This is a genomic window from Pseudomonas sp. 5C2, assembly GCF_034314155.1.
Classification (GTDB): Bacteria; Pseudomonadota; Gammaproteobacteria; order Pseudomonadales; family Pseudomonadaceae; genus Aquipseudomonas.
This window is the reverse complement of record NZ_JAVIWH010000003.1, coordinates 1,453,066-1,475,402: the sequence shown is the minus strand read 5'-3', so window position 1 is coordinate 1,475,402 and position 22,337 is coordinate 1,453,066. Positions and strand designations below refer to the sequence as shown.

Sequence of the window (22,337 nt, the reverse complement as noted above, 5' to 3'; positions counted from 1 at the left end):
CCGGTGACAGCGATATGAACGATCCGCGCAAAGGCAGCGATGCCGAACCCACCACTCACTTCGGCTACAAAAACGTACCGGAAAGCCAGAAAGCCGAGAAAGTCGCTGAGGTTTTCCACTCCGTTGCGGCCAAGTACGACTTGATGAACGACCTGCTGTCCGGTGGCATGCACCGGTTGTGGAAGCGCTTTGCTATCGAGTTGTCTGGCGTACGCACGGGCAATCGCGTGCTGGACATCGCTGGCGGCACTGGCGATCTGGCAAGAAAGTTTTCGCATCTGGTCGGTCCGACCGGCGAAGTCGTACTGGCGGACATCAACGCCTCGATGTTGAAAGTCGGCCGCGACCGTCTGCTGGACCTGGGTGTGGCTGGCAACGTCAAGTTCGTTCAGGCCGACGCGGAAAAGCTGCCGTTCCCGGACAACCATTTCGACTGCGTGACCATCGCCTTCGGCCTGCGCAACGTGACGCATAAAGAAGACGCCCTGCGCTCGATGCTGCGTGTCCTCAAGCCCGGCGGGCGCTTGTTGGTCCTGGAGTTCTCCAAACCGACCAACGCGCTGATGTCCAAGGCCTACGACGCTTACTCGTTCGCGTTCATGCCGCTGATGGGCAAACTGATTACCAATGACTCGGAAAGCTACCGCTATCTGGCGGAGTCGATCCGCATGCACCCGAATCAGGAAACCCTCAAGTCGATGATGGTAGAAGCCGGTTTCGACCGTGTGACCTATCACAACATGACCGCAGGCATCGTTGCCCTGCATCGCGGCATCAAGCCCTGATGTTACTCAGCGGCTTGCTCGCCAGCGTCGAGCTCGGCATCAACCGTGTGCTGCGCATGGACAGCACCGCCCTGCCACGCCTCGAACGCCTGGCAGGCAAGATGATTGCAGTCGATTGCCGTAACCCGGCCTTTCAGCTGTTCATTTTGCCCAGCGATGAAGGCTTGCTGTTGGCGGCACACTGGGCCGCTGAGGCCGACTGTACCCTGCGTGCGCCAGCCTCGAGTTTGCTGCGTCTAGCCCTGAGCCAGGACAAAACCGCCGTACTGCATGGCCCTGAAGTCGAGCTTGAAGGCGACAGCGCCGTATTGCTGGAACTGGTCGGCGTGCTGCAAGACCTTGAGCTGGACTGGGAGTACGAACTCTCGCGCTGGCTCGGTCCGGTCGCCAGTCCTTTGCTCGGGGGCCAACTGCGCAGCAGCGCCCGCTGGACCCGCGACAGCCTGACCAACCTCACGCACAACCTCGCCGACTACCTCAGTGAGGAATCGCGCACCCTGGTCGGCCAACGTGAAGCCGAAGCCCGCTTCGCCGAGCTGGACCAGACCAGGCTCGACCTTGAACGTCTCGAGGCGCGCTTCGAGCGCCTTGCCCTCTCCCTCAAATCCAGCGATAACGCATGAAGCTGCTTGCCGTCCGCCGTCTGTTTCGCATCCAACGCGTCGTGATCCGCTACCGTCTCGATGACTTGTTGTTTGCCCTGCCGCTGCCCTGGTGGATGCTCGCCCTGCGTTATGCCATGCCGTGGCGCTGGTTCCCGCGTAAACCCCTGGAGCTGAGCCGTGGCGCACGCTTGCGCATGGCGCTGCAGGACCTCGGGCCGATTTTCATAAAATTCGGCCAGCTGCTCTCCACCCGCCGCGATCTGCTCCCCGAGGACATCGCCGACGAGTTGATGCACTTGCAGGACCGCGTGCCGCCGTTCGATTCGCAGCAGGCCATCGGCCTGATCGAAGAGCAGCTCGGCGCAAAAATCAGTGCCGTGTTCAGCCGCTTCGATGTCGCACCGCTGGCCTCTGCCTCGGTCGCGCAGGTGCATGCCGCGCAGTTGAAAACCGGCGAAGAGGTGGTGGTCAAAGTCGTGCGCCCCGGCCTCAAACCGATCATCAGCCAGGATCTGGCGTGGTTGTTCATACTGGCCCGCGTGGCCGAACGGCTCTCGGCCGATGCACGTCTGCTGCATCCGGTAGAGGTGGTCAGCGATTACGAAAAGACCATCTACGACGAACTCGATTTGTTGCGCGAGGCCGCCAACTCCAGCCAGCTGCGACGCAACTTCGAAGGCTCGCCGCTGCTCTACGTGCCTCAAGTCTATTGGGACTGGTGCCGCCCCAAAGTACTGGTGATGGAGCGCATCTACGGCATTCAGGTCACGGACCTCGCGACCCTGGCCGATCAGCGCACCGACATGAAAATGCTCGCCGAGCGCGGCGTGGAGATTTTCTTCACCCAAGTATTTCGTGACAGCTTCTTTCATGCCGACATGCATCCCGGCAACATTTTCGTCAGCACCGTGCAGCCTTGGAGCCCGCAGTACATCGCCATCGACTGCGGCATCGTCGGCAGCCTGACGCCCGAAGACCAGGACTATCTGGCGCGCAACCTGTTTGCGTTCTTCAAGCGTGACTATCGTCGCGTGGCCCAGTTGCACATCGACTCGGGCTGGGTGCCGGCGCATACCAAGCTCAACGAATTCGAAGCCGCGATCCGCACTGTTTGCGAACCGATTTTCGAGAAGCCGCTTAAAGACATTTCGTTCGGCCAGGTGCTGATGCGTTTGTTCCAGACCGCACGCCGCTTCAACATGGAAGTCCAGCCACAATTGGTGCTGTTACAAAAAACCCTGCTCAACATTGAGGGTCTGGGGCGCCAACTGTACCCGGAACTTGACCTGTGGAGCACCGCTCAACCGTTTTTGGAGCGCTGGATGCGCGAGCGCGTCAGCCCGAAAACCCTGCTGCACAACCTGCACACGCAGGTTGAACAGATACCCCACCTGGCCAACATGACCCGCGACCTGCTGGAGCGCATGTCCAAGCCCCACGCCTCCGCACCGCAGCCCGCGTGGCGTGAGCGTGGCGACGGCTGGGCGTTGCGTCTGACTGGCGCAGGTTTACTGGCAGGCGGCGCGGTACTGGGCTCGACCCTGGCTGCCAGCGGCACGGCCCTGGTCGCGCTGGCAGCATGGCCAGCCTGGGTCATGTTGGTGGCAGGTCTGTATCTGGTCGTGCGCCGATAGCCAGCAGCGCAGGTCGCTGGCACACTATTCAATCGCCGAGGCCTCAAGGCCCGGCTTGCGGAGTCGACGATGAAAGACTGGCTGGACGAGATTCACTGGAACAGCGATGGTTTGGTGCCTGCGATTGCCCAGGACCATGAAACCGGACGCGTGCTGATGATGGCCTGGATGAATCGCGAAGCGCTGAGCTTGACCGCGACCGAGAACCGGGCCATTTATTGGTCGCGTTCCCGTGGCAAACTCTGGCGCAAAGGTGAAGAATCCGGGCATGTGCAGAAGCTTCACGAATTGCGCCTGGACTGCGATGCCGACGTGATTATCCTGAAGGTCGAACAGATCGGCGGGATTGCCTGCCACACGGGTCGTGAAAGCTGCTTCTACCGGGTGTACGACGATGCCGGCTGGAAGGTTGTCGACCCGGTGCTCAAAGACCCGCACGCTATCTATCAGGCAGGACACACACATGACTGACACCCTGGCCCGTCTGGCCGAAGTGCTTGAAGCACGCAAGGGCGCCGCTGCCGACAGTTCTTATGTCGCCAGCCTGTACCACAAGGGTTTGAACAAGATTCTGGAAAAGGTCGGTGAAGAATCGGTCGAAACCATCATCGCTGCCAAGGATGCCGCCATCAGCGGTGATTGCAGTGATGTCATCTATGAGACCGCGGACCTGTGGTTTCACAGCATGGTGATGCTTGCAGCTTTGGGTCAGCATCCGCAAGCTGTACTCGATGAACTGGATCGGCGCTTCGGGCTGTCCGGGCACGCTGAAAAAGCCGCACGCTCTGCCGACTAAACACGCACCTCGAGGAGGAAAGTTTCATGGGTATTTTTGACTGGAAACACTGGCTCATCATTTTGGTTGTCGTCGTATTGGTGTTCGGCACCAAGAAACTCAAAGGCTTGGGTACGGATGTTGGCGAATCAATCAAAGGCTTCCGCAAAGCCATGAACGATGAAGAGAAACCTGCTGAACAGCAGCCGCCGATGCAACCGCAGCAGGCGCCTCAGGGTTCGACCCTGCATGAGCCACAGACCATCGACGCGCAAGCACATAAAGTCGAAGAGCCAATCCGCAAAGACTAGGTCGTGTTGAATGTTTGGTATCAGCTTCTCTGAACTGCTGCTCGTCGGCCTCGTTGCCCTGCTGGTGCTTGGCCCCGAGCGCCTGCCGGGTGCTGCACGTACTGCTGGCCTTTGGGTCGGGCGGCTGAAGCGCAGCTTCAATGCGATCAAACAGGAAGTCGAGCGCGAAATCGGTGCCGATGAAATTCGTCGGCAGCTGCACAACGAGCACATTCTGTCGTTAGAGCAGGAAGCCAAAAAGATTTTCGCGCCGCAACAGGCACCGGTCGAGCCCGTCGCGACGGTCAGCCCGCCAGTCGAGGCACAGACCATCGCGCCGCCGACACCGGCATCGCAGCCGGAAACGCCCGTCGTCGCGACTGAACCGGTTGCCGTTGTCCCGGTCCCCGTTGCTCCAGCAGCTCCAGCAGCTCCAGCCGAGGCTGCCCCGGTCGCACACGTCAGCCCGGTGCCAAGCGCACCGCCCGTCAACGATTCTTCTTTGCCACCGCGAGCCCCATGAGCGCTGATATCCCGGAAAACGATCAGCAAATGCCGCTGATCTCGCACCTCACCGAGCTGCGCACACGCCTGTTGCGTTGCGTTGTGGCAATTTTCCTGATCTTTGCCGGGTTGTTTTACTTCACCCAAAAGATCTACACCCTGGTTTCCGCACCTCTGCGGGTGTATTTGCCCGAAGGCGCGACGATGATCGCCACCGACGTGGCCTCGCCGTTCCTGACACCGTTCAAGCTGACCATGATGTGCTCGCTGTTTCTGGCGATGCCGGTGATCCTGCACCAGATATGGGGCTTTATTGCACCCGGTCTGTATAAGCATGAAAAGCGCGTCGCCGTGCCGCTGCTGGTTTCGAGCATTATCCTGTTCTATTCAGGCATGGCCTTCGCGTACTTTTTGGTGTTCCCGCTGATTTTCCACTTCTTCGCCAGCGTGACCCCGGAAGGCGTTTCGATGATGACTGACATCGCCAGTTACTTGGACTTTGTCATGACCTTGTTCTTCGCCTTCGGTGTCGCTTTCGAGATCCCGGTAGCGGTGGTGTTGCTGGTATGGATTGGCATCGTCGATGTCAAATACTTGAAAAAAATGCGCCCGTACGTGGTCATTGGCTGCTTCGTGGTCGGCATGATTCTGACACCGCCGGACATCTTTTCGCAGACGTTGCTTGCGGTGCCAATGTGGCTGCTGTTCGAGATCGGCGTGTTGTGCAGCGGCTTGATCGTCAAGCGTGGCGATCACCCGGATGACCAGACGGATGAGGACTCTGACAAACACGACCAGCCGCCTGCGACCCAGCCGTGAACCTGCTGCTGCTCGAAAAAGCTGACTTTATCGCAGCTGACAGAGTCATCCTGCGCGACCGCCGCCTGAAGCACATGCAAGAGGTGCATCGCGCAGTCGTTGGCGACAGCCTGCGTGTAGGCCGCATCGGTGGTTTGCTAGGCACTGGCGAATTGCTGCGCCTGGAAAGCCATGAAGCCGAATTGCAGATCAGCCTTGATCGCGCGCCACCGGCCAAACTGCCCCTGACCCTGCTGCTGGCCTTGCCCAGGCCGAAGATGCTGCGCCGGGTGTTTCAGACAATCGCAACCATGGGCGTGCCCAGAGTGATTCTACTCAACAGCTATCGGGTGGAAAAAAGCTTCTGGCAAACACCGTTTCTGGAGCCCGAAGCCATCCGTGAACAGCTTGTATTGGGTCTGGAACAGGCACGCGATTGCGTACTGCCAGAGATTCTGATCGAAAAACGCTTCAAGCCGTTCGTCGAAGACCGTCTGCCTCAGCTGGTTGAAGGCAGCCTGGGTCTGGTCGGTCATCCGGGTGACTACCCTGCCTGCCCGCGCGGCACCGATCAGTCCGTCACATTGGCCATCGGCCCGGAAGGCGGCTGGATCCCCTACGAAATCGACTTGTTGAGCAAGGCTGGCCTCCAGCCGGTCCAGCTCGGCGAACGCATCCTGCGGGTCGAAACCGCTGTCACGGCCCTGCTCGCCCGCCTGTTCTAAAGAAGATTCCCACATCGATCTTCAAGACTCGATTTACGACGCAGCATGGAGCAATGGTCGAAATCTCCTACGCAATTAGTCCGACTTTATCGACCAACGCGCTTCAGTTCCGATCCCTGCAGCCGATGCAGGAGGACGCTATAACAAGTTCACCTCAGGGAGCCGTCATGTACAGTTGGTTAGTCCGAAGCCTCGGAAATATAAGTGTCAGCCTGAAACTGGGTATCGGCTTCGGTCTGGTGCTGTTGCTCACAATCGTTATCACCCTTACGGGCTGGCTGAGCATGACCTCGCTGATTGATCGGGGTGACAAGCTGGCGTCGATCACCCAACTCAATGACTTGAACAGGGACCTGCGTGTCGCCCGACAACATTACGAAGCACAACCTAGCGCCGAGTCCGCAGCCGCGGTAACTGGCGTTCTCGATAAGGTCGAGCAAAATCTGCGCACTGCAACAACCAAGATTCAGAACAAGGCTGATCAGGACATGCTTGATCAGCAGAGCCAGGCCAGCGCAAGCTACCGTCGCGCTTTCGCCGACATGACCCAAGCCATTCAAACCCGGGAAGCGAGTCGCGTGAATCTGGGCGCTACCGCCGACCGTGCCGTGGAGCATGTCTCCGGCATCGAAGAATCGTTGCTCAAGGGCGATAGCATTCTGGCGTTCAACGGTGTTGTGGAACTGAGCAAGCTGATCCAGCAGGCACGCTTTGAGGTGCGCAGCTACACCTACAGTGGCAAGCCTGAGTTCGAGCAAAACGCCAACACCGCTATCGACGCCGCGCTGACCGGGCTTAACACGCTGCCGGGCTCGATACCGTCCGAGTATCTGGGCAAACTCAAAGACGCCAGCGATGCCCTCAAGGCCTATCGCGGTGCCGTGGGCCAATACCGTGATGCCCAACTGCTGAACCAGCAAGCGCTGGCAAAAATGTCGGGGCTGGGTGATAGCCTGCTGACACTCAGCAGCCAACTGTCTGCTTCACAAAACCTCAAGCGCGATGCTGATAGCGCTCAAGCCCGCTCCATGCTCGGCATCGCAACGGCCCTGGCACTGCTGTTCGGTGTCATTGCGGCTTGGGCTATCACTCGCCAGATCGTCACCCCGCTGCTGCACACGCTCCACGTCGTGGAACGTGTCGCTTCAGGTGATTTGAGCCAGGATTTACACGTCGAGCGCAAGGACGAGATAGGCCAGTTGCAGAACAGTATTCAGCGCATGACCGTCAACTTGCGTGCCTTGATTGGGGGCATCAGCGACAGTGTGACGCAAATCGCCAGCGCCGCTGAAGAGTTGTCCGCTGTGACCGAACAAACCAGTGCCGGGGTTAACAGCCAGAAGGTCGAAACCGATCAGGTGGCCACGGCCATGCACGAAATGACGGCCACTGTTCAGGAGGTCGCGCGCAATGCCGAAGAAGCGTCTGAAGCCGCCGTTGCCGCTGATCAACAGGCGCGTGAAGGCGACCGGGTGGTCAAGGAAGCCATCACCCAGATCGAACGTCTGGCCAGTGAAGTCGGCAACTCCACCGACGCGATGACTGAACTCAAGCGTGAAAGCGACAAGATTGGCAGTGTGCTCGACGTGATCAAATCGGTTGCGCAACAGACCAACCTCCTGGCGCTCAACGCCGCCATTGAAGCCGCGCGAGCAGGGGAAGCCGGTCGTGGTTTCGCCGTGGTGGCCGATGAAGTGCGCAGCCTTGCCCAGCGCACGCAAAAATCCACCGAAGAGATCGAGTCGCTGATCGCCGGCCTGCAAAAAGGCACCCAGCACGTGGCGACCATCATGGACAACAGCCGCAGCCTGACCGTCAGCAGTGTCGAACTGACGCGCCGAGCCGGCAGCTCGCTGGAGAATATTGCTCGCACCGTGTCAGCGATCCAGGGCATGAACCAGCAAATCGCCGCCGCAGCCGAACAACAAAGCGCTACCGCCGAAGAGATCAACCGCAGCGTATTGAACGTACGCGACGTCTCCGAGCAAACCTCCGCAGCCAGTGAAGAAACCGCAGCATCCAGTGTCGAACTGGCGCGACTGGGCAACCATCTACAAATGTTGGTGGGCAAGTTCAGGGTGTAAAACAACACATATCTGTAGGAGCAGACTTGTCTGCGAAGACCAGACAACCAGGTCGGCCAGACACCGCGCTGCTGGGCCTTCGCAGACAAGACGGTCCAGTCCCTCCTACAGCGCATGTGACATCTATCAGTTATTTTCAGACTTTTCCTACGACCTGTTCAGGTCGAGCGACCCCTTCCCCTGCCGATGCGTTAACCAGGCACAACGATGTTTTGCCTTCTTTTCGCATCCCTTGCAGGAGAACTCTCATGTTCCGAACCCTGACCCAGGCTCTGGGTAATACAAGCGTCAAGCTTAAACTCGCACTGGGCTTCGGCCTGGTCTTACTGCTGACTCTGGCGATCACCGTGACGGGCTGGCATGCGCTCGACACCATGATCGACCGCTCCGAAAAGCTGACGGGCATCGGCCAGTTGACCAACGCGAGCAAGGACCTGCGGATTGAGCGGATCACCTTTCGCGTTGAAAATACACCGGAGAGTGCCGCCACAGTGCTAAAGCGCCTTAACGAACTCCAAGTACAGCTCAATGCGTTACGCAGCACCATGGACGACCCGGTCAGCCTCGCGTTGCTATCGAACCAGAGTGAGACGGTACGCAGCTTTGAAAGGACCTTCACCGAACTTGGGCAGACATTGAAGGCACGCGGCAACATCCGCGAACTGCTTGAGCAACAATCCGTGCAGGCCATGAAAACGGTGGCACAGGTGGAAACCGAGGTACTGAAGGCCGTCAGCCAAGAGCAGGACAGCAACGAACGGCTGGGCGAATTTACCAACATCTCTCAGCTGCGGCAGCAGATCGAGGCTGCGCGCTATCAAGTGCAGGCTTATACCTTCAGCGGTCAGGAGCGATATGAACTTGCGGCGATTGCAGCCATCAATGAGGCACTCAAAGAGGTTAGCCAGATATCCGAGGATCAAGCCGACGCCAATGTCTCCGGGCTGCAACAAGCCAATCAGACTTTACAGAACTATCGCGACAAACTAAGCCAATTCAAAGACATTCAGATCAAGGCCGAGGCCGCACAAGAGAGCATGGAAGCGCTGGGTAACACGTTGCTCGCCTCCAGCGCCGAGCTGAGTAACCGCCAGACCGCTCAGCGCGATAACGAGGCGGCGCGGGCGCGCACCACCTTGATCAGCGTTGCCTCTATGGCGCTGCTGTTCGGGCTCTTTGCTGCTTGGCTAATAACACGACAGATCATCGTCCCCCTGCAACAAACACTGACTGCGGCCGGACGCATTGCTCAAGGCGACTTGAGCAAAGACCTGGTCATCGAGCGCCGCGATGAAATGGGCCAACTGCAGGCCAGCATGCAGCAAATGACCCTGAGCCTGCGTGAGCTGATCGGCGGAATTGGCGACGGTGTTTCGCAAATCGCCAGCGCCGCAGAGCAGTTGTCTGCGGTGACGGCGCAGACCAGTGTCGGCGTGAACAGCCAAAAAGATGAAACCGATCAGGTCGCCACCGCCATGAACGAGATGACAGCAACTGTACGGGAGGTCGCCCGCAATGCCGAGGAAGCGTCGAACGCCGCAGTCCAGGCCGATCAGCAGGCCCGCGAGGGCGACAAAGTGGTAGCTGAAGCCATTACCCTGATTGAGAGTCTGGCCGTTGAGGTCGGCAACTCAACCGTGGCGATGAACCAACTCAAGCTGGAAAGCGATAAAATTGGCAGCGTGCTCGACGTGATCAAATCAGTGTCGCAGCAAACCAATCTACTGGCCCTGAACGCCGCCATTGAAGCCGCACGCGCCGGTGAAGCGGGCCGTGGTTTCGCAGTGGTTGCGGACGAGGTGCGCAGCCTGGCGCAACGCACCCAGCAATCCACCGAAGAGATCGAAGAGCTGATCGCCGCCTTGCAGAACGGCACCCAGCAGGTGGTAACCACCTTGGACAACAGCCGCACCCTGTCGGACAGCAGCGTCGAATTGAGCCGTCGGGCCGGCGGCGCCCTGGAACACATCACGCTCACTGTCTCGACCATCCAGAGCATGAACCAGCAGATCGCGACCGCAGGGGAGGAACAAAGCGCCGTCGCCGAGGAAATCACTCGCAGCGTACTGAACGTGCGTGATATCGCCGAACAGACGGCAGCGGCCAGCGAGGAAACGGCAGCGTCGAGTGTCGAACTGGCGCGATTGGGGACTCATTTGCAGGGGCTGGTGGGGCGGTTTCGGGTGTAGGTGCAGCGTCGAAAACGGAGCGAAATCGTCTACACGCTGTTTATTCCATTCCAAAAAAAACGCCCTTGAGGAGTGACCTCAAGGGCGCTTTTTTACCGCGCTATCAGGCGTTAGCCAGTTGGTGCGGGGCAACATGGGTGGCAGGTTGCAACGGCAGCAGAGGCGCATGCGGATCGGCTTCGATCGACTGACGCCACGCGGCGAGCCACTCAGGATGACCTTCGCTCCAGACCTGTTCATGCAGTCGCGCCAAGGCTACCGGGTCACTCAACAGCATCAGGCGTTCCTGGTTGCTGAGTTTATCCGGCCCGACTTTCATCGCCTGACGAACCCGCTCGATGCGCGTCCATTCAATCGGCTCGGACTGCGTGTGCCGCGACGTCGCCAAGGCGCATGCCAGTGCGTTCTGCTGTGGATCGACCACGGCCCGAATGAAGCCCTGTTTCAACGCATGCCAACGGTTTTCATGGGTGTAATGATCGGTCGCGACCAGCTCTTTTGGCGGCGCGTACTCTTCAGGGATCAGGAAGAGTTTCTCGTCCCGCGCCTTGAGGCCCAAACCGACCCGGCTGGAAATCACCGAAACCGGAATCGACAGCATCAACGAGCCGACAATCGGGGCCAGCCACCATAGGAAGCTTGGGTTCAGCGAGGCGACCAGCAGACCCCAGCACAAACCCAAAAGCGTTTGCGGACCGTGGCGCTTGACCGCTTCGCTCCATGGCGTGGAGTCATCGTCACGCTGCGGCGAGTTCCAGGTCGCGGCCCAACCGAGGAACGCGGCCAGTACGAAGCGCGTGTGGAACAGCATGCGGACCGGTGCCAACAGCACCGAAAACAGCATTTCCATCAGCATCGACAGGGTCACTTTGATCCGACCGCCAAAACCTACCGAACCCTTGGCCCAGATCAGAATAATGCTGAGCAGTTTGGGCAGGAACAGCAACACGATGGTGGTCGAGAACAGCGCGACAGCTTTGTCCGGGTGCCATTGTGGCCACAACGGATACAGCTGACGTGGCTCCATGAAGTACTGCGGCTCCATGAGCGTGTTAACCGCCAACAAGGCAGTCGACAGCACAAGGAAGAAGAACCATAACGGTGCCGACAGGTACGACATCACCCCGGTCAGGAACACCGCACGGTGTACCGGGTGCATACCTTTGACCAAGAACAGCCGGAAGTTCATCAAGTTACCGTGACACCAACGGCGGTCACGCTTGAGTTCATCCAACAGGTTAGGCGGCAACTCTTCGTAACTGCCGGGCAAATCATAAGCAATCCACACGCCCCAACCGGCACGGCGCATCAGCGCGGCTTCGACGAAGTCGTGAGACAGAATAGCCCCGGCGAAAGCCCCTTTACCGGGCAACGGCGCCAAGGCGCAGTGCTCGATGAACGGCTTCATGCGGATGATCGCGTTGTGCCCCCAGTAGTGGGATTCGCCCAACTGCCAGAAGTGCAAACCGGCGGTAAACAGCGGCCCGTACACACGGGTAGCGAACTGCTGCATGCGCGCATACAGCGTGTCCATGCCCGACGCGCGTGGCGCGGTCTGGATAATGCCGGCGTCCGGGGTGGCTTCCATCAAACGCACCAGACTGGTCAGGCATTCACCGCTCATGACGCTGTCGGCATCGAGCACGACCATGTAGCGGTATTCACCGCCCCAGCGACGGCAGAAGTCATCAAGGTTGCCGCTTTTGCGTTTTACCCGACGACGACGGCGACGATAGAAGATCTTGCCGAAGCCTTCGCTTTCACGGCAGACCTCAAGCCAGGCCTGCTGTTCGGCGACGGCGATATCGGAGTCGTTGGTATCACTGAGGACGAAAAAGTCAAAGCGGTCCAGGTCGCCCGTGGCGGCTACCGATTCAAAAGTAGCGCGCAGACCGGCGAACACACGAGGAACGTCTTCATTACAGATCGGCATCACGATGGCGGTACGAGCACCGGCTTCGATGGGTTCGTTACCTGCGCTGGCCCCGGAAATGCGGTATTTGTCATGCCCGGTGAGCAATTCGAGAAAGCCCATCAACGCCGTCCAGAAGCCGGCCGAGACCCAACAGAACAAAATCCCGAACAGCAATAGAATGCTGGTCTGCAAGGCATAGGGCAGCACTTGCACCGCAGTCTGGAACAATGTCTGGCGAGTGATTTCATCCAGTGACACGAAGGACCAGCCTTGGTAAGGCATGATCCCTTTCATGTACCAAGTGGCAACGACGGTTTGACCCAGCATCAGCACCAGCAAGATGTAACGGCGCAATGAGCCGACAAAACGCCAGCGTGCCGAAGGCAGCTCGCGCTGGGGCGGTGAGGGAAGATTCTTGCGACCCATCAGACGGCGCCAGCCACGCACCAGGATATTGGTGCGCCATGGCTCAGGGATGACTTTGGTACGACGAATCGGCGGCGTGGCTTTCAGGCAGACCCGACCACTGGCGTCGAGGACGAGCATTTCAGCTTCTTCCAGCTCGTCAGCGGTGGTCAATGTCAAACGACGGCCAACCGAAGCCTGAGCGGCCTCGGCGCTATCGGTGAATGGCTGCGTTGAAAGACGCTGGTGCAGCTCGGTGAACGAGGTGCAGCTGGCGAGTTCCGCCCGCTGCTCATCGCTCATCGGCAAATGTGCCAGGTACTCGGTCAGAGACTCTGGCACAGACTGGACATTACTCATCGGCAGGCAACTGATAGCTCCAGGTCTCGGTCAAGATTTGTACATTCTTGGCCGGTTCCGGATTAGTGGGGGCAGTCTCGGCTTCAGGCTGCGGGATCTGTTTGCCATCTTTGTCTTTCGCGACATCGGCCTTCGCTACTTCTGCTTTTGCAGCGTCTGCTTTTGTCGAGTCGGCCTTCGCTACGTCTGCTTTTGTGGAGTCGCCTTTCGCCTCGGCGGGCTTAGCCGTGTCAGCCTTGACTATGACGGTTTTCTCTTCTTTCGGAGCCACTTTGCTCTCGACCTTCTTCTCTACTTTCTTATCTGCTTTGTCAGCAACAATTGCCGCAGGTTCCTTACCAGGCTCGGCAGGAACTTCACGAAGCAGATAAGCGCGCATGTCGATCGACTTGCCCGAATCTTTGGCTTTCAGGCGCAACGTCAGACGCCAGCCTTTGGTCACCGGGTTGTAGCGCAGATTGTTTTCTACCAACTCAGTGTTGTCGTCAGTGGTCACTTGGCTGCGGATCGCCGGGTCTTCACCCAGTTTTGCGAGCACCGGGCCTTCGAAGTCGACCAGGAAAGCCACACTGCCGTCAGGCTGACGGATCAGATTGGACTGTTTGACGTCACCGGTAGAGCGCAGGGTCTGCTTGACCCAGCCCAGATCAGGGGAATGGATGGAGCTTTCGTCCATGGTCCAGTGCAGGCGATAGTTGAACTCCATCGGCTGGCCTGGCTCAGGAATGACTTCCGGCTTCCAGAACGCAACGATGTTGTCGTTGGTTTCGTCGGCAGTCGGGATTTCTACCAGATCAACGGTGCCTTTGCCCCAGTCGCCTTTCGGTTCGATCCAGGCACTTGGGCGTTTGTCATAACGATCATCCAGGTCTTCGTAGTGGCTGAAGTTACGGCCACGCTGAAGCAGACCGAAGCCACGCGGGTTTTCCACCGAGAAGCTGCTGACCGCGAGGTGTTTCGGGTTGTTCAACGGACGCCAGATCCACTCGCCATTGGCGGCCTGAATCGACAGACCGCTGGAGTCATGCAGTTCGCGGCGATAGTTCAGTACTTTGGACGGCTGATTGGCGCCAAACAGGTACATGCTGGTCAGTGGAGCGACGCCCAGTTTGCCAACTTTATCGCGCAGGAACATGCGCGACTTGACGTCGACGAGGGTGTTGGTGCCCGGACGCAAGGTCAGTTGATAGGCGCCTGTCGCACGTGGAGAGTCCAGCAGTGCAAAGATCACCAAATGGTTGTCGTCCGGTTGTGGACGCTCGATCCAGAACTCGGTGAAACGCGGGAACTCCTCACCCGATGGCATTGCGGTGTCGATAGCCATACCGCGCGCAGACAAGCCGTAGACCTGACCTTTGCCAATCACGCGGAAGTAGCTCGCGCCCAGCATCGTCATGATCTCGTCGTTCTTATCATCTTTATTGATCGGGTAAAGCACGCGAAAGCCTGCGTAACCGAGTTTTTCGGTGGCTTTCGGGTCGAACTTCATGTCGCCAAAATCGAACCGGCCAGGGTCGTACTTGAATTCCTGTACATCGGTCGCCGTGACTTCATTGATTTTGACCGGCGTGTCGAAGTGCATGCCCTGGTGATAAAAGGACAGCTTGAAGGGTGTCTTTTCCCCAGCCCACACGCCCTTTTCTTGAAGAAAACGGATTTTTTGATAATCCGCGAACTTCATGTCGCGAAATTCGTTCGGCAGATTGCTCTTCGGAGCTTCGTACTTCTGCCCGGCCATGTCTTTGGCCTTGGCCGCAACATCGTCCAGGCTGAACGCCCAAAGCTGGCCTGCGCTGAACAGACAGATCAGTGCAGAACCTGCCAACAGGGCACTACGTAACCGTTTACCGGGTTTCATTGGAGCAATACAGGGACTAACAATCACGAGCAACCCTCGCCGAAAAACAGATCATAAAACCAACGGCCAGCTATCAAGTGCCGGGTTGGCGAGCATTGTTCCGACTCCGAAAGGACCTAATGATTCCCTAAACGGCGACGGACCAGCCTCTGGCTATATCAATCGGGTCAACGAACGCTGATCCCCGTAGCGCGCGATTATCTAGCAGGCCGCGTTACAACGCATCAGGTCCGATGAAGTATTTATTGCTTTTTCACCTGATAAATCAGGGCGGCCCAGGGCAATCGCCTGTTTAGCTCTCAAGTAAAAATGTCACAGGGCCATCATTGACCAGATGAACCTGCATGTCCGCACCAAATTGGCCTGCTGCAACCTTATCGTGCACGCCTCTCGCCTGCTCTAACAAATAGCTGAATAACTCGGCGCCAAGCGCGGGCGGTGCGGCTTTTGAAAAGCTCGGCCGCAGGCCGCTTTTGGTGTCAGCAGCCAAGGTGAACTGCGACACTAACAGCAAACCGCCACCGACATCCCTGAGCGACAGGTTCATTTTGCCTTCGGCGTCGCTGAACACCCGATAGTTCAGCAGTTTGCTCAGCAACTTATCGGCGCTGGCGCGCGTATCTTGCGGCTCGACGCCGATCAATACCAACAAGCCCTGATCAATGGCACCTACGATCTCACCCGCCACTTCGACGTGCGCGCCACTCACGCGCTGGAGCAGACCTTTCATACCAGGCCTTTCACGCTTCTTCGGGCGGCAGATCGAGCAACCGACGGGCAATCTGGCTGGCTGCGCGCACCAACGCATCGGTAATGCCCGGCTCGGATGCCGCATGACCTGCATCGCGGATCACCTGCAGTTCACTGTTGGGCCAGGCTTGATGCAGCTCCCAGGCGTTGTCCAGTGGGCAGATCACATCGTAGCGGCCATGCACGATGATGCCCGGCAAATGAGCAATCCTGGGCATATCGCGAATCAACTGATTCTCTTCGAGGAACGCGTTGTTGGTGAAGTAATGGCATTCGATGCGGGCGATAGACAACGCGCGCTGCGGTTCCGAGAAGCGATCCACCACCATCGGATTCGGCCGTAGCGTTGCCGTGCGCCCTTCCCAGGTGGACCAGGCTTTGGCGGCGTGCATCTGGGCGATCTGATCGCTGCCCGTCAGGCGTTTGTGGAAGGCGCCCAGCAAGTCATGGCGCTCATCCAGCGGAATCGGCGCCAGGTAGTCCTGCCAATAATCGGGAAACAAGCGGCTGGCACCCGCCTGGTAGAACCAGTTGATTTCCTGTGGCCGGCACAAAAAGATGCCCCGCAGGATCAAGGCATGGACGCGTTCCGGATGGGTCTGAGCGTAAGCCAATGCCAGGGTCGAACCCCAGGAGCCGCCGAACAGCACCCATTTTTCGATCCCCAGGTGCAGACGAATACGTTCCAGGTCTTCGACCAAATGCCAAGTGGTATTGTTTTCCAGGCTGGCGTGGGGGGTGGAGCGCCCACAACCGCGCTGATCGAAGGTAATAATGCGGTACATATTCGGGTCAAAAAACCGACGGCTCTGGGCATCGCAACCCGCACCCGGCCCGCCGTGGATGAAAACCACTGGCAAACCTTCGGGCGAACCGCTTTCATCGACGTACAGCACATGAGGCTTTTCCACGGCCAGATCGTGCCGGGCGTAAGGTTTGATCTGCGGGTACAAAGTCTGCATAGGTGCTCCAAAGGGGCGGTCAGGGGCTTCTATTTATTTTGCCGTGGAGCATCATAAACCCGAATCGAAGAATGATCATGCCCCCAGAGAGAGAAGGGTTGCTCGCGATGGAACGATCAATGCAGGGTTTTCATCAATTGCAATTACCCGCGAACCAGAAAGACAGACCCGTGTCGAACCATCTAGAGTTAATCATCCAGCTTCCTATTCGTCTGCTCGTTAGAGGTCGTATTGATGTCAGAGGAACCGCTTGTTCGTGACGCCGAGGTGGCCGCTTTCCGTGCCGCTGTACTCGAAAAACTCACTTATGCGGTGGGTAAAGATCCAGATCACGCGTTTGACCATGACTGGTTCGAAGCAATCGCCCTGGCCGCCCGCGACCATATGGTCGAGCATTGGATGGACCACACCCGACAGATTTACCGTAAAGGCCAGAAACGGGTTTATTACCTGTCTCTCGAGTTCCTGATCGGCCGACTGCTCTACGACAGCCTGAGCAACCTTGGCCTGCTGGACATCGCTCGTGAAGCCATGACTGAGCTGGGCGTGGACATCGAGCGCATTCGCTTGCTCGAACCGGATGCCGCGCTGGGCAACGGCGGTCTCGGTCGTCTGGCTGCCTGCTTCATGGAGAGCATGTCGACCCTCGGTGTCGCGTCCCATGGTTACGGTATTCGTTACGAGCATGGCTTGTTCCGTCAAGCCGTGGTCGATGGCTGGCAACAAGAGCAAACCGAGAACTGGCTGGACTTCGGTAACCCTTGGGAGTTCGAGCGTGCCGAGGTGATTTACCCGATCGGCTTCGGCGGCAGCGTCGAGACGCTGGTCAATGAAGCGGGCGAGCAACGCCAGGTCTGGCGTCCGGCGGAAGTTGTGCGCGCCGTTGCTTACGACACCCCGGTGGTCGGCTGGCGCGGATCGAGCGTCAATACTCTGCGCTTGTGGCGGGCACGGGCGGTCGAGGACCTGCACCTTGAACGCTTCAATGCCGGCGATCACTTTGGTGCGGTAGCCGAAGTCGTTCGCGCAGAAAGTATTTCCCGTGTGCTGTACCCCAACGACAGCACCGAAGCCGGTCAGGAGCTACGCCTGCGCCAGGAATACTTCTTCGTTTCCGCGTCGCTGCAGGATTTGCTGCGACGCCACCTGAACATGCACGAATCCCTACACTCGCTGGCCGATCACGCCGCGATCCAGATGAACGACACGCACCCTTCGATCGCCGTTGCCGAGTTGATGCGTTTGTTGATCGATACCCACGGCATCCCATGGGATTCGGCCTGGAAGATCACCGTCGACACCCTGGCCTACACCAACCACACCTTGCTTCCCGAGGCGCTGGAGACTTGGTCGGTTGGCCTGATGGAGCGGATGCTGCCGCGGCACATGCAGATCATTTACCTGATCAACGCCCTGCACATCGACGAATTGCGGGCCAAAGGCATTCACGACTTTGAAGTGCTGCGCGCAGTCTCGCTGATCGAAGAGGACAACGGCCGCCGCGTGCGCATGGGTAACCTGGCGTTTCTGGGTTCGCACAGTGTGAATGGCGTGTCGGCGCTGCACACCCAATTGATGCGCAAGACCGTGTTCGCCGAATTGCACAAGCTATATCCCGAGCGGATCAACAACAAAACCAACGGCATCACCTTTAGGCGCTGGCTGCATCAGGCCAACCCGCCATTGACCCGCATGCTGGTCGAGGCCCTGGGTGCAGACGTTCTGGATAATGCTGAATCACGCCTGATCGAGTTAGAGCCGTTCGCCGAGAAGGAAGCGTTCCGCCAACAATTTGCCGCTCAGCGCCTGAAGAGCAAGCAAGCCCTGGCGACCCTCATTCATGAGCGGCTGGGAATCATGGTCGACCCAACGGCGATGTTCGACGTTCAGGTCAAACGCATCCACGAATACAAACGCCAACTGTTGAACCTGTTCCACACCATCGCGCTGTATCAGGCAATGCGGGCCGAACCGGAGATTAACTGGGTGCCGCGGGTGAAAATTTTTGCCGGCAAGGCAGCCGCCAGTTATCACACGGCCAAGTTGATCATCAAACTGACCAATGACATCGCTCGCACCGTAAACAACGACCCCACCGTGCGCGGCTTGCTCAAAGTGGTGTTCATACCCAACTACAACGTCAGCCTGGCAGAAAGTATTATCCCGGCCGCCGACCTCTCGGAGCAGATCTCCACCGCAGGCCTGGAGGCCTCGGGCACCAGCAACATGAAATTCGGCCTCAATGGCGCACTGACCATCGGCACCCTTGATGGTGCCAACGTGGAAATGAGCGAGCGAATCGGACTTGAGCACATGTTCATCTTCGGCCTGACGTCGCAGCAGGTCGAAGCACGAAAACGCGCCGGCGATTACAGTGCCACTGGCGATATCGCGAGTTCACCGCGGCTCAATGATGTGCTGGAAGCGATCCGGGGCGGGGTATTCTCACCGGATGATCCAAACCGCTATGTCGGCCTGATCGATCAATTGATCGCTTACGACCGCTTTTTGGTGTGCGCCGACTTCGAGTCCTATTGGGAGGCTCAAGGCAAGGTCCAGACACTGTGGCACGACCCTAAACAGTGGTGGCGCTCAGCGGTGCTCAATACTTCACGGATGGGCTGGTTCTCGTCGGACCGAACCATTCGCGAATATTCGAACGACATCTGGAAAGCGTTGGAGGAATAAATCTGTGGGTGAACTCACTCGCGAATGGCCTGACACGGATTACCCGGCGTGCCGTCTTCGCGAGTGAATTCATCGCCGACCTCCGCTACAAATCATGTCCCCGACGGCCTGGACCGATATACTCCAGGCAAGCCGCATAAAGGGATGTCAACGCGTGCAATGGATTCTCCTGCTGGTCGGTCTCGTGCTGGGTGGTTACCTGGACGAGTCTTTCGTGGGTGCTGCAATCGGCGCACTCGCCGGGCTTGGTCTTGGACAGGCCATTTGTATGACCCTGCTTGGCCGTCAGCTCGAGGCGGTTCAGCAACGCCTTACCCTCCTCGAATCTGCTCCTGGCAACGCTGAAATCCCGGCGCCTGCGGCTCAGCCACTTGTCAGTGTGCCCCCCGCCCTTGAAGCAGCCACCGAATTGACTTGGGATCTGCCCGTCGACGACGAATGGACCCAGCCAACAGCAACGCCGAACCCGGTTTCTACGCCGGCAACCCCAAACATGATCGAGCGCGCATTGGCCGGCGTACGTAACTGGCTGCTGGGCGGTAATACCGTGCTGCGGGTCGGGGTGCTGCTGCTGTTCCTCGGGCTGGCCTTTTTGCTGCGCTACGCCACTGAAGGTGTGGTCATTCCACTGGAAGCCCGCTACGCCGCCGTTGCCGCCTGCGCCTTGGCATTGCTGGCGCTGGGCTGGTGGCTACGACAACGCAACCGCAATTACGCATTGATCCTGCAGGGCGCGGGGGTCGGCGTGCTGTACCTGACGGTATTTGCCGCCATGTGTTTGAATGCGTTGCTCGACCCGAACATGGCGTTCGGCCTGCTGGTGGTGGTGACGGTGTTCTCGGCGATCCTCGCGGTAAAACAGGACGCACTGGGTCTGGCTGCGGCGGCGGCACTCGGAGGATTCGCCGCACCGCTGCTGACGTCTACCGGCGCTGGCAGCCATGTAGCCCTGTTCAGTTACTTCGCACTGCTCAATGCCGGGATTTTTGCCATCGCCTGGTTCAAGGCCTGGCGCCTACTGAACCTGATCGGTTTTGTCGGCACCTTCGGCATCGGTTTCGTCTGGGGCCTGCAGGCATACACGCCCGCACTGTTCTGGAGCACCGAGCCGTTTCTGATCGTGTTTTTCCTGATGTATCTGGCGATTGGTCTGCTGTTCGCTCGACGCAAACTGCAAGAGCTGAGCACCGCGCCCGAAGACAATAGCCGCGAAGCGATATTGCGCTGGTCAGCTCGCCAGGGTGACTACGTCGACGGCAGCATCTTGTTCGGCCCACCGATTGTCGGTTTCGGCCTGCAGTTCGCGCTGGTCCAACACATGGAGTTCGCTCCCGCCTACAGCGCGCTGGTAATGGGAATGCTCTATATAGGCCTGGCGCGCCTGCTGTCCGGCCGGGCGCCGGGACGCGCCTTACTGTTAGTGGAGACCTGCCTGGCACTGGGTGTGGTATTCGCGTCATTGGCGATACCCCTCGGGCTGGATGCACGCTGGACCTCGGCCGCGTGGGCCCTGGAAGGCGCGGCCGTTTTCTGGCTGGGCTTGCGTCAGCAACGAGTGCTGGCACGCGCTTTCGGCCTGCTGTTGCAGCTGGGAGCAGGCCTCGCGCTGTTCGGCGACCTACAGGGCGACCTGTATCGAACCGACACCACTTTACTGGCCCATCGCGATGCCTGGACGCCGATGGTCCTCGCGCTGGCCGCGATGCTCAGCGCGTGGCTCCAGCAACGCCTGAGCCCAGTCAATGCAATCCCCATGAAAACCATGAATCTGCAGCGTCTGAGCGCATTGCTGCTGGCGTGGGGAGTGGGTTGGTGGGCTGTGGCACTGGTCAACGGCGCACAACGATTCGCACCGACCGAATTGCAAATACCCACGTTGCTATGCCTCGCGGCTGTCAGCGTCGCGCTATGGACGGTCCTCGCCCTGCGACTGCACTGGTCGGCACTGGCAGTGCTTTGTACTCTGCTGACCCCGGCCTGCACCTTGCTATTGCTGCTCGCGCTGAACGCCAGCTATCACCCGGCAGCCTACTGGGGTTGGCTGGCGTGGGGCGCGGTGTTCGTCGTACATCTGCTGTCGCTGCGGCACCTGGCGGGCACACTGCCGAGCTGGGTGGTCAGCGCGGCACATGTCTTGGGTTTCTGGCTGATCATCGGCGTGTTGGCGCTGGAGTTGCGCTTCGGCTTGATGACATTGTCCGAACACTACAACGCATGGCGCTGGCTGGGCTGGGCGTTGCTGCCGAGCACCTATTTGCTATTGATGGCTGCGCCCCGCGCACTGCCGTGGCCCATCGAGGCCTATCCCCGTGAATACCGGGTCTGGGCCGCTGCCCCCTTGGCGCTGCTGATGTTGATCTGGTTCTGGCTGGCGAACATCGTCAGCGACGGTGCCGCCGCACCGCTGGCCTATCTGCCACTGCTCAATCCGCTGGAATTGGGCCTGTTGCTCGCATTGGCCGGGGTATTCGTCTGGGCGCGCAGCCGATTGCCTCAACTCGGTATCGCCCATGATCGCGCGCAGCGAGTGGCACAGGTGGTAGCAGGGGCTAGCTTATTCGCCCTGTTCACTGGGATGGTCATGCGCACGGCCCATAATTGGAGTGGCGTGCCCTATCAGTTGGATGAATTGCTGGATTCGATGAGGGTGCAAGCCGGTCTGTCGATTGTCTGGACCTTGATGGCCTTAGCACTGATGGTTGGCGGACACCTGCGCGGCCGACGTGATATCTGGATCGTTGGCGCCACACTGATCGGTGTGGTGGTCGCCAAGCTGTTCTTCGTCGAACTGAGCAACCGCGGTGGACTGGCGCGTATCGTGTCGTTCATCGGGGTTGGCGTGTTGCTATTGGTAGTGGGATATTTCTCTCCCTTGCCGCCCGGACCTTCGTCGCCGATGCCTTTGCCCTCTAAAAAATCTACGCCCGATCCGACTAGGACCATCGTATGAGGAACTCATTCTTGAGCTGTCAGTCAACCTTCATCCGCGCCGTATTTGGCGCGGCGTTAT

The 22,337-nt window shown here is 58.9% G+C and carries 17 protein-coding genes and 2 pseudogenes; 15 read left to right on the top strand and 4 right to left on the bottom strand.

What is annotated here, in order from left to right:
- Positions 1-14: 14 nt before the first annotated feature.
- From ubiE to RGU44_RS25195, 13 genes and pseudogenes are all read left to right on the top strand, one after another.
- Positions 15-785, top strand: coding sequence for a bifunctional demethylmenaquinone methyltransferase/2-methoxy-6-polyprenyl-1,4-benzoquinol methylase UbiE (gene ubiE, locus RGU44_RS21590; protein WP_219063685.1), 771 nt, complete (start codon positions 15-17; stop codon positions 783-785).
- Entirely contained in the window at positions 785-1,408 is a 624-nt protein-coding gene (locus RGU44_RS21585; RefSeq protein WP_322177437.1) for a ubiquinone biosynthesis accessory factor UbiJ, read from the top strand. Before ubiE ends, RGU44_RS21585 begins: the two co-directional genes overlap by 1 nt.
- Positions 1,405-3,024: a ubiquinone biosynthesis regulatory protein kinase UbiB gene (ubiB, locus tag RGU44_RS21580; RefSeq protein WP_322177436.1), complete on the top strand. Its 1,620-nt coding sequence runs from the start codon at positions 1,405-1,407 to the stop codon at positions 3,022-3,024. The genes RGU44_RS21585 and ubiB overlap by 4 nt, the downstream gene beginning before the upstream one ends.
- A 69-nt stretch (positions 3,025-3,093) precedes the next feature.
- Positions 3,094-3,495, top strand: a complete 402-nt coding sequence (hisI, locus tag RGU44_RS21575; protein WP_322177435.1) for a phosphoribosyl-AMP cyclohydrolase — start codon at positions 3,094-3,096, stop codon at positions 3,493-3,495.
- On the top strand, positions 3,488-3,820 hold the full coding sequence (locus RGU44_RS21570; protein ID WP_219063589.1) for a phosphoribosyl-ATP diphosphatase: 333 nt from the start codon (positions 3,488-3,490) through the stop codon (positions 3,818-3,820). The genes hisI and RGU44_RS21570 overlap by 8 nt, the downstream gene beginning before the upstream one ends.
- 26 nt (positions 3,821-3,846) lie before the next feature.
- Positions 3,847-4,110: a twin-arginine translocase TatA/TatE family subunit gene (locus RGU44_RS21565; protein WP_219063590.1), complete on the top strand. Its 264-nt coding sequence runs from the start codon at positions 3,847-3,849 to the stop codon at positions 4,108-4,110.
- A 10-nt stretch (positions 4,111-4,120) separates the two neighbouring features.
- Positions 4,121-4,612, top strand: coding sequence for a Sec-independent protein translocase protein TatB (gene tatB / locus RGU44_RS21560; protein WP_322277897.1), 492 nt, complete (start codon positions 4,121-4,123; stop codon positions 4,610-4,612).
- The gene (tatC, locus tag RGU44_RS21555; RefSeq protein ID WP_322177433.1) at positions 4,609-5,412 is read left to right on the top strand and encodes a twin-arginine translocase subunit TatC; all 804 of its coding nucleotides are present in this window, start codon (positions 4,609-4,611) and stop codon (positions 5,410-5,412) included. The genes tatB and tatC overlap by 4 nt, the downstream gene beginning before the upstream one ends.
- On the top strand, positions 5,409-6,116 hold the full coding sequence (locus RGU44_RS21550) for a 16S rRNA (uracil(1498)-N(3))-methyltransferase (protein WP_322177432.1): 708 nt from the start codon (positions 5,409-5,411) through the stop codon (positions 6,114-6,116). Before tatC ends, RGU44_RS21550 begins: the two co-directional genes overlap by 4 nt.
- 53 nt (positions 6,117-6,169) lie before the next feature.
- Positions 6,170-7,345: pseudogene (locus RGU44_RS25210) on the top strand (methyl-accepting chemotaxis protein); the annotation flags it as partial.
- Positions 7,337-8,200 (top strand): methyl-accepting chemotaxis protein, encoded by an 864-nt coding sequence (locus RGU44_RS25205; RefSeq protein ID WP_416194657.1) that lies wholly within the window; start codon positions 7,337-7,339, stop codon positions 8,198-8,200. The pseudogene RGU44_RS25210 and the gene RGU44_RS25205, both read left to right, overlap by 9 nt.
- Before the next feature lie 248 nt (positions 8,201-8,448).
- A pseudogene (locus RGU44_RS25200) lies at positions 8,449-9,534 on the top strand (methyl-accepting chemotaxis protein); the annotation flags it as partial.
- Positions 9,517-10,389, top strand: coding sequence for a methyl-accepting chemotaxis protein (locus RGU44_RS25195; RefSeq protein WP_407074650.1), 873 nt, complete (start codon positions 9,517-9,519; stop codon positions 10,387-10,389). The pseudogene RGU44_RS25200 and the gene RGU44_RS25195, both read left to right, overlap by 18 nt.
- A 103-nt stretch (positions 10,390-10,492) precedes the next feature.
- Here the strand turns inward: RGU44_RS25195 and mdoH are convergent, their stop codons facing one another.
- The 4 genes from mdoH to pip all read right to left on the bottom strand — a co-directional run bounded on the left by mdoH (position 10,493) and on the right by pip (position 16,639).
- Complete coding sequence (mdoH, locus tag RGU44_RS21535) at positions 10,493-13,069, bottom strand: glucans biosynthesis glucosyltransferase MdoH (RefSeq protein ID WP_322277894.1); 2,577 nt, start codon at positions 13,067-13,069, stop codon at positions 10,493-10,495.
- The gene (locus tag RGU44_RS21530; protein ID WP_322177428.1) at positions 13,062-14,954 is read right to left on the bottom strand and encodes a glucan biosynthesis protein G; all 1,893 of its coding nucleotides are present in this window, start codon (positions 14,952-14,954) and stop codon (positions 13,062-13,064) included. The genes mdoH and RGU44_RS21530 overlap by 8 nt, the downstream gene beginning before the upstream one ends.
- A gap of 265 nt (positions 14,955-15,219) precedes the next feature.
- A complete protein-coding gene (gene dtd, locus RGU44_RS21525) occupies positions 15,220-15,657 on the bottom strand; it encodes a D-aminoacyl-tRNA deacylase (protein ID WP_322277893.1) in 438 nt (145 codons plus the stop codon).
- A 10-nt stretch (positions 15,658-15,667) separates the two neighbouring features.
- Positions 15,668-16,639, bottom strand: coding sequence for a prolyl aminopeptidase (gene pip, locus RGU44_RS21520; RefSeq protein WP_322177426.1), 972 nt, complete (start codon positions 16,637-16,639; stop codon positions 15,668-15,670).
- A gap of 234 nt (positions 16,640-16,873) precedes the next feature.
- Here pip and RGU44_RS21515 point away from each other — a divergent pair, with 234 nt between their 5' ends.
- Complete coding sequence (locus tag RGU44_RS21515) at positions 16,874-19,327, top strand: glycogen/starch/alpha-glucan phosphorylase (RefSeq protein WP_322177425.1); 2,454 nt, start codon at positions 16,874-16,876, stop codon at positions 19,325-19,327.
- Positions 19,328-19,481: 154 nt separating this feature from the next.
- The gene (locus RGU44_RS21510; protein WP_322277892.1) at positions 19,482-22,277 is read left to right on the top strand and encodes a DUF2339 domain-containing protein; all 2,796 of its coding nucleotides are present in this window, start codon (positions 19,482-19,484) and stop codon (positions 22,275-22,277) included.
- Positions 22,278-22,337: the final 60 nt, after the last annotated feature.

What these genes read in the sequence shown, in the direction of transcription:
- ubiE (WP_219063685.1), top strand. Translation starts at nt 15, where the DNA reads ATGAACGATCCGCGCAAAGGCAGCGATGCCGAACCCACCACTCACTTC.
- RGU44_RS21585 (WP_322177437.1), top strand. Translation starts at nt 785, where the DNA reads ATGTTACTCAGCGGCTTGCTCGCCAGCGTCGAGCTCGGCATCAACCGT.
- ubiB (WP_322177436.1), top strand. Translation starts at nt 1,405, where the DNA reads ATGAAGCTGCTTGCCGTCCGCCGTCTGTTTCGCATCCAACGCGTCGTG.
- hisI (WP_322177435.1), top strand. Translation starts at nt 3,094, where the DNA reads ATGAAAGACTGGCTGGACGAGATTCACTGGAACAGCGATGGTTTGGTG.
- RGU44_RS21570 (WP_219063589.1), top strand. Translation starts at nt 3,488, where the DNA reads ATGACTGACACCCTGGCCCGTCTGGCCGAAGTGCTTGAAGCACGCAAG.
- RGU44_RS21565 (WP_219063590.1), top strand. Translation starts at nt 3,847, where the DNA reads ATGGGTATTTTTGACTGGAAACACTGGCTCATCATTTTGGTTGTCGTC.
- tatB (WP_322277897.1), top strand. Translation starts at nt 4,121, where the DNA reads ATGTTTGGTATCAGCTTCTCTGAACTGCTGCTCGTCGGCCTCGTTGCC.
- tatC (WP_322177433.1), top strand. Translation starts at nt 4,609, where the DNA reads ATGAGCGCTGATATCCCGGAAAACGATCAGCAAATGCCGCTGATCTCG.
- RGU44_RS25205 (WP_416194657.1), top strand. Translation starts at nt 7,337, where the DNA reads ATGACCGTCAACTTGCGTGCCTTGATTGGGGGCATCAGCGACAGTGTG.
- RGU44_RS25195 (WP_407074650.1), top strand. Translation starts at nt 9,517, where the DNA reads ATGCAGCAAATGACCCTGAGCCTGCGTGAGCTGATCGGCGGAATTGGC.
- mdoH (WP_322277894.1), bottom strand. Translation starts at nt 13,069, where the DNA reads ATGAGTAATGTCCAGTCTGTGCCAGAGTCTCTGACCGAGTACCTGGCA.
- dtd (WP_322277893.1), bottom strand. Translation starts at nt 15,657, where the DNA reads ATGAAAGGTCTGCTCCAGCGCGTGAGTGGCGCGCACGTCGAAGTGGCG.
- pip (WP_322177426.1), bottom strand. Translation starts at nt 16,639, where the DNA reads ATGCAGACTTTGTACCCGCAGATCAAACCTTACGCCCGGCACGATCTG.
- RGU44_RS21515 (WP_322177425.1), top strand. Translation starts at nt 16,874, where the DNA reads ATGTCAGAGGAACCGCTTGTTCGTGACGCCGAGGTGGCCGCTTTCCGT.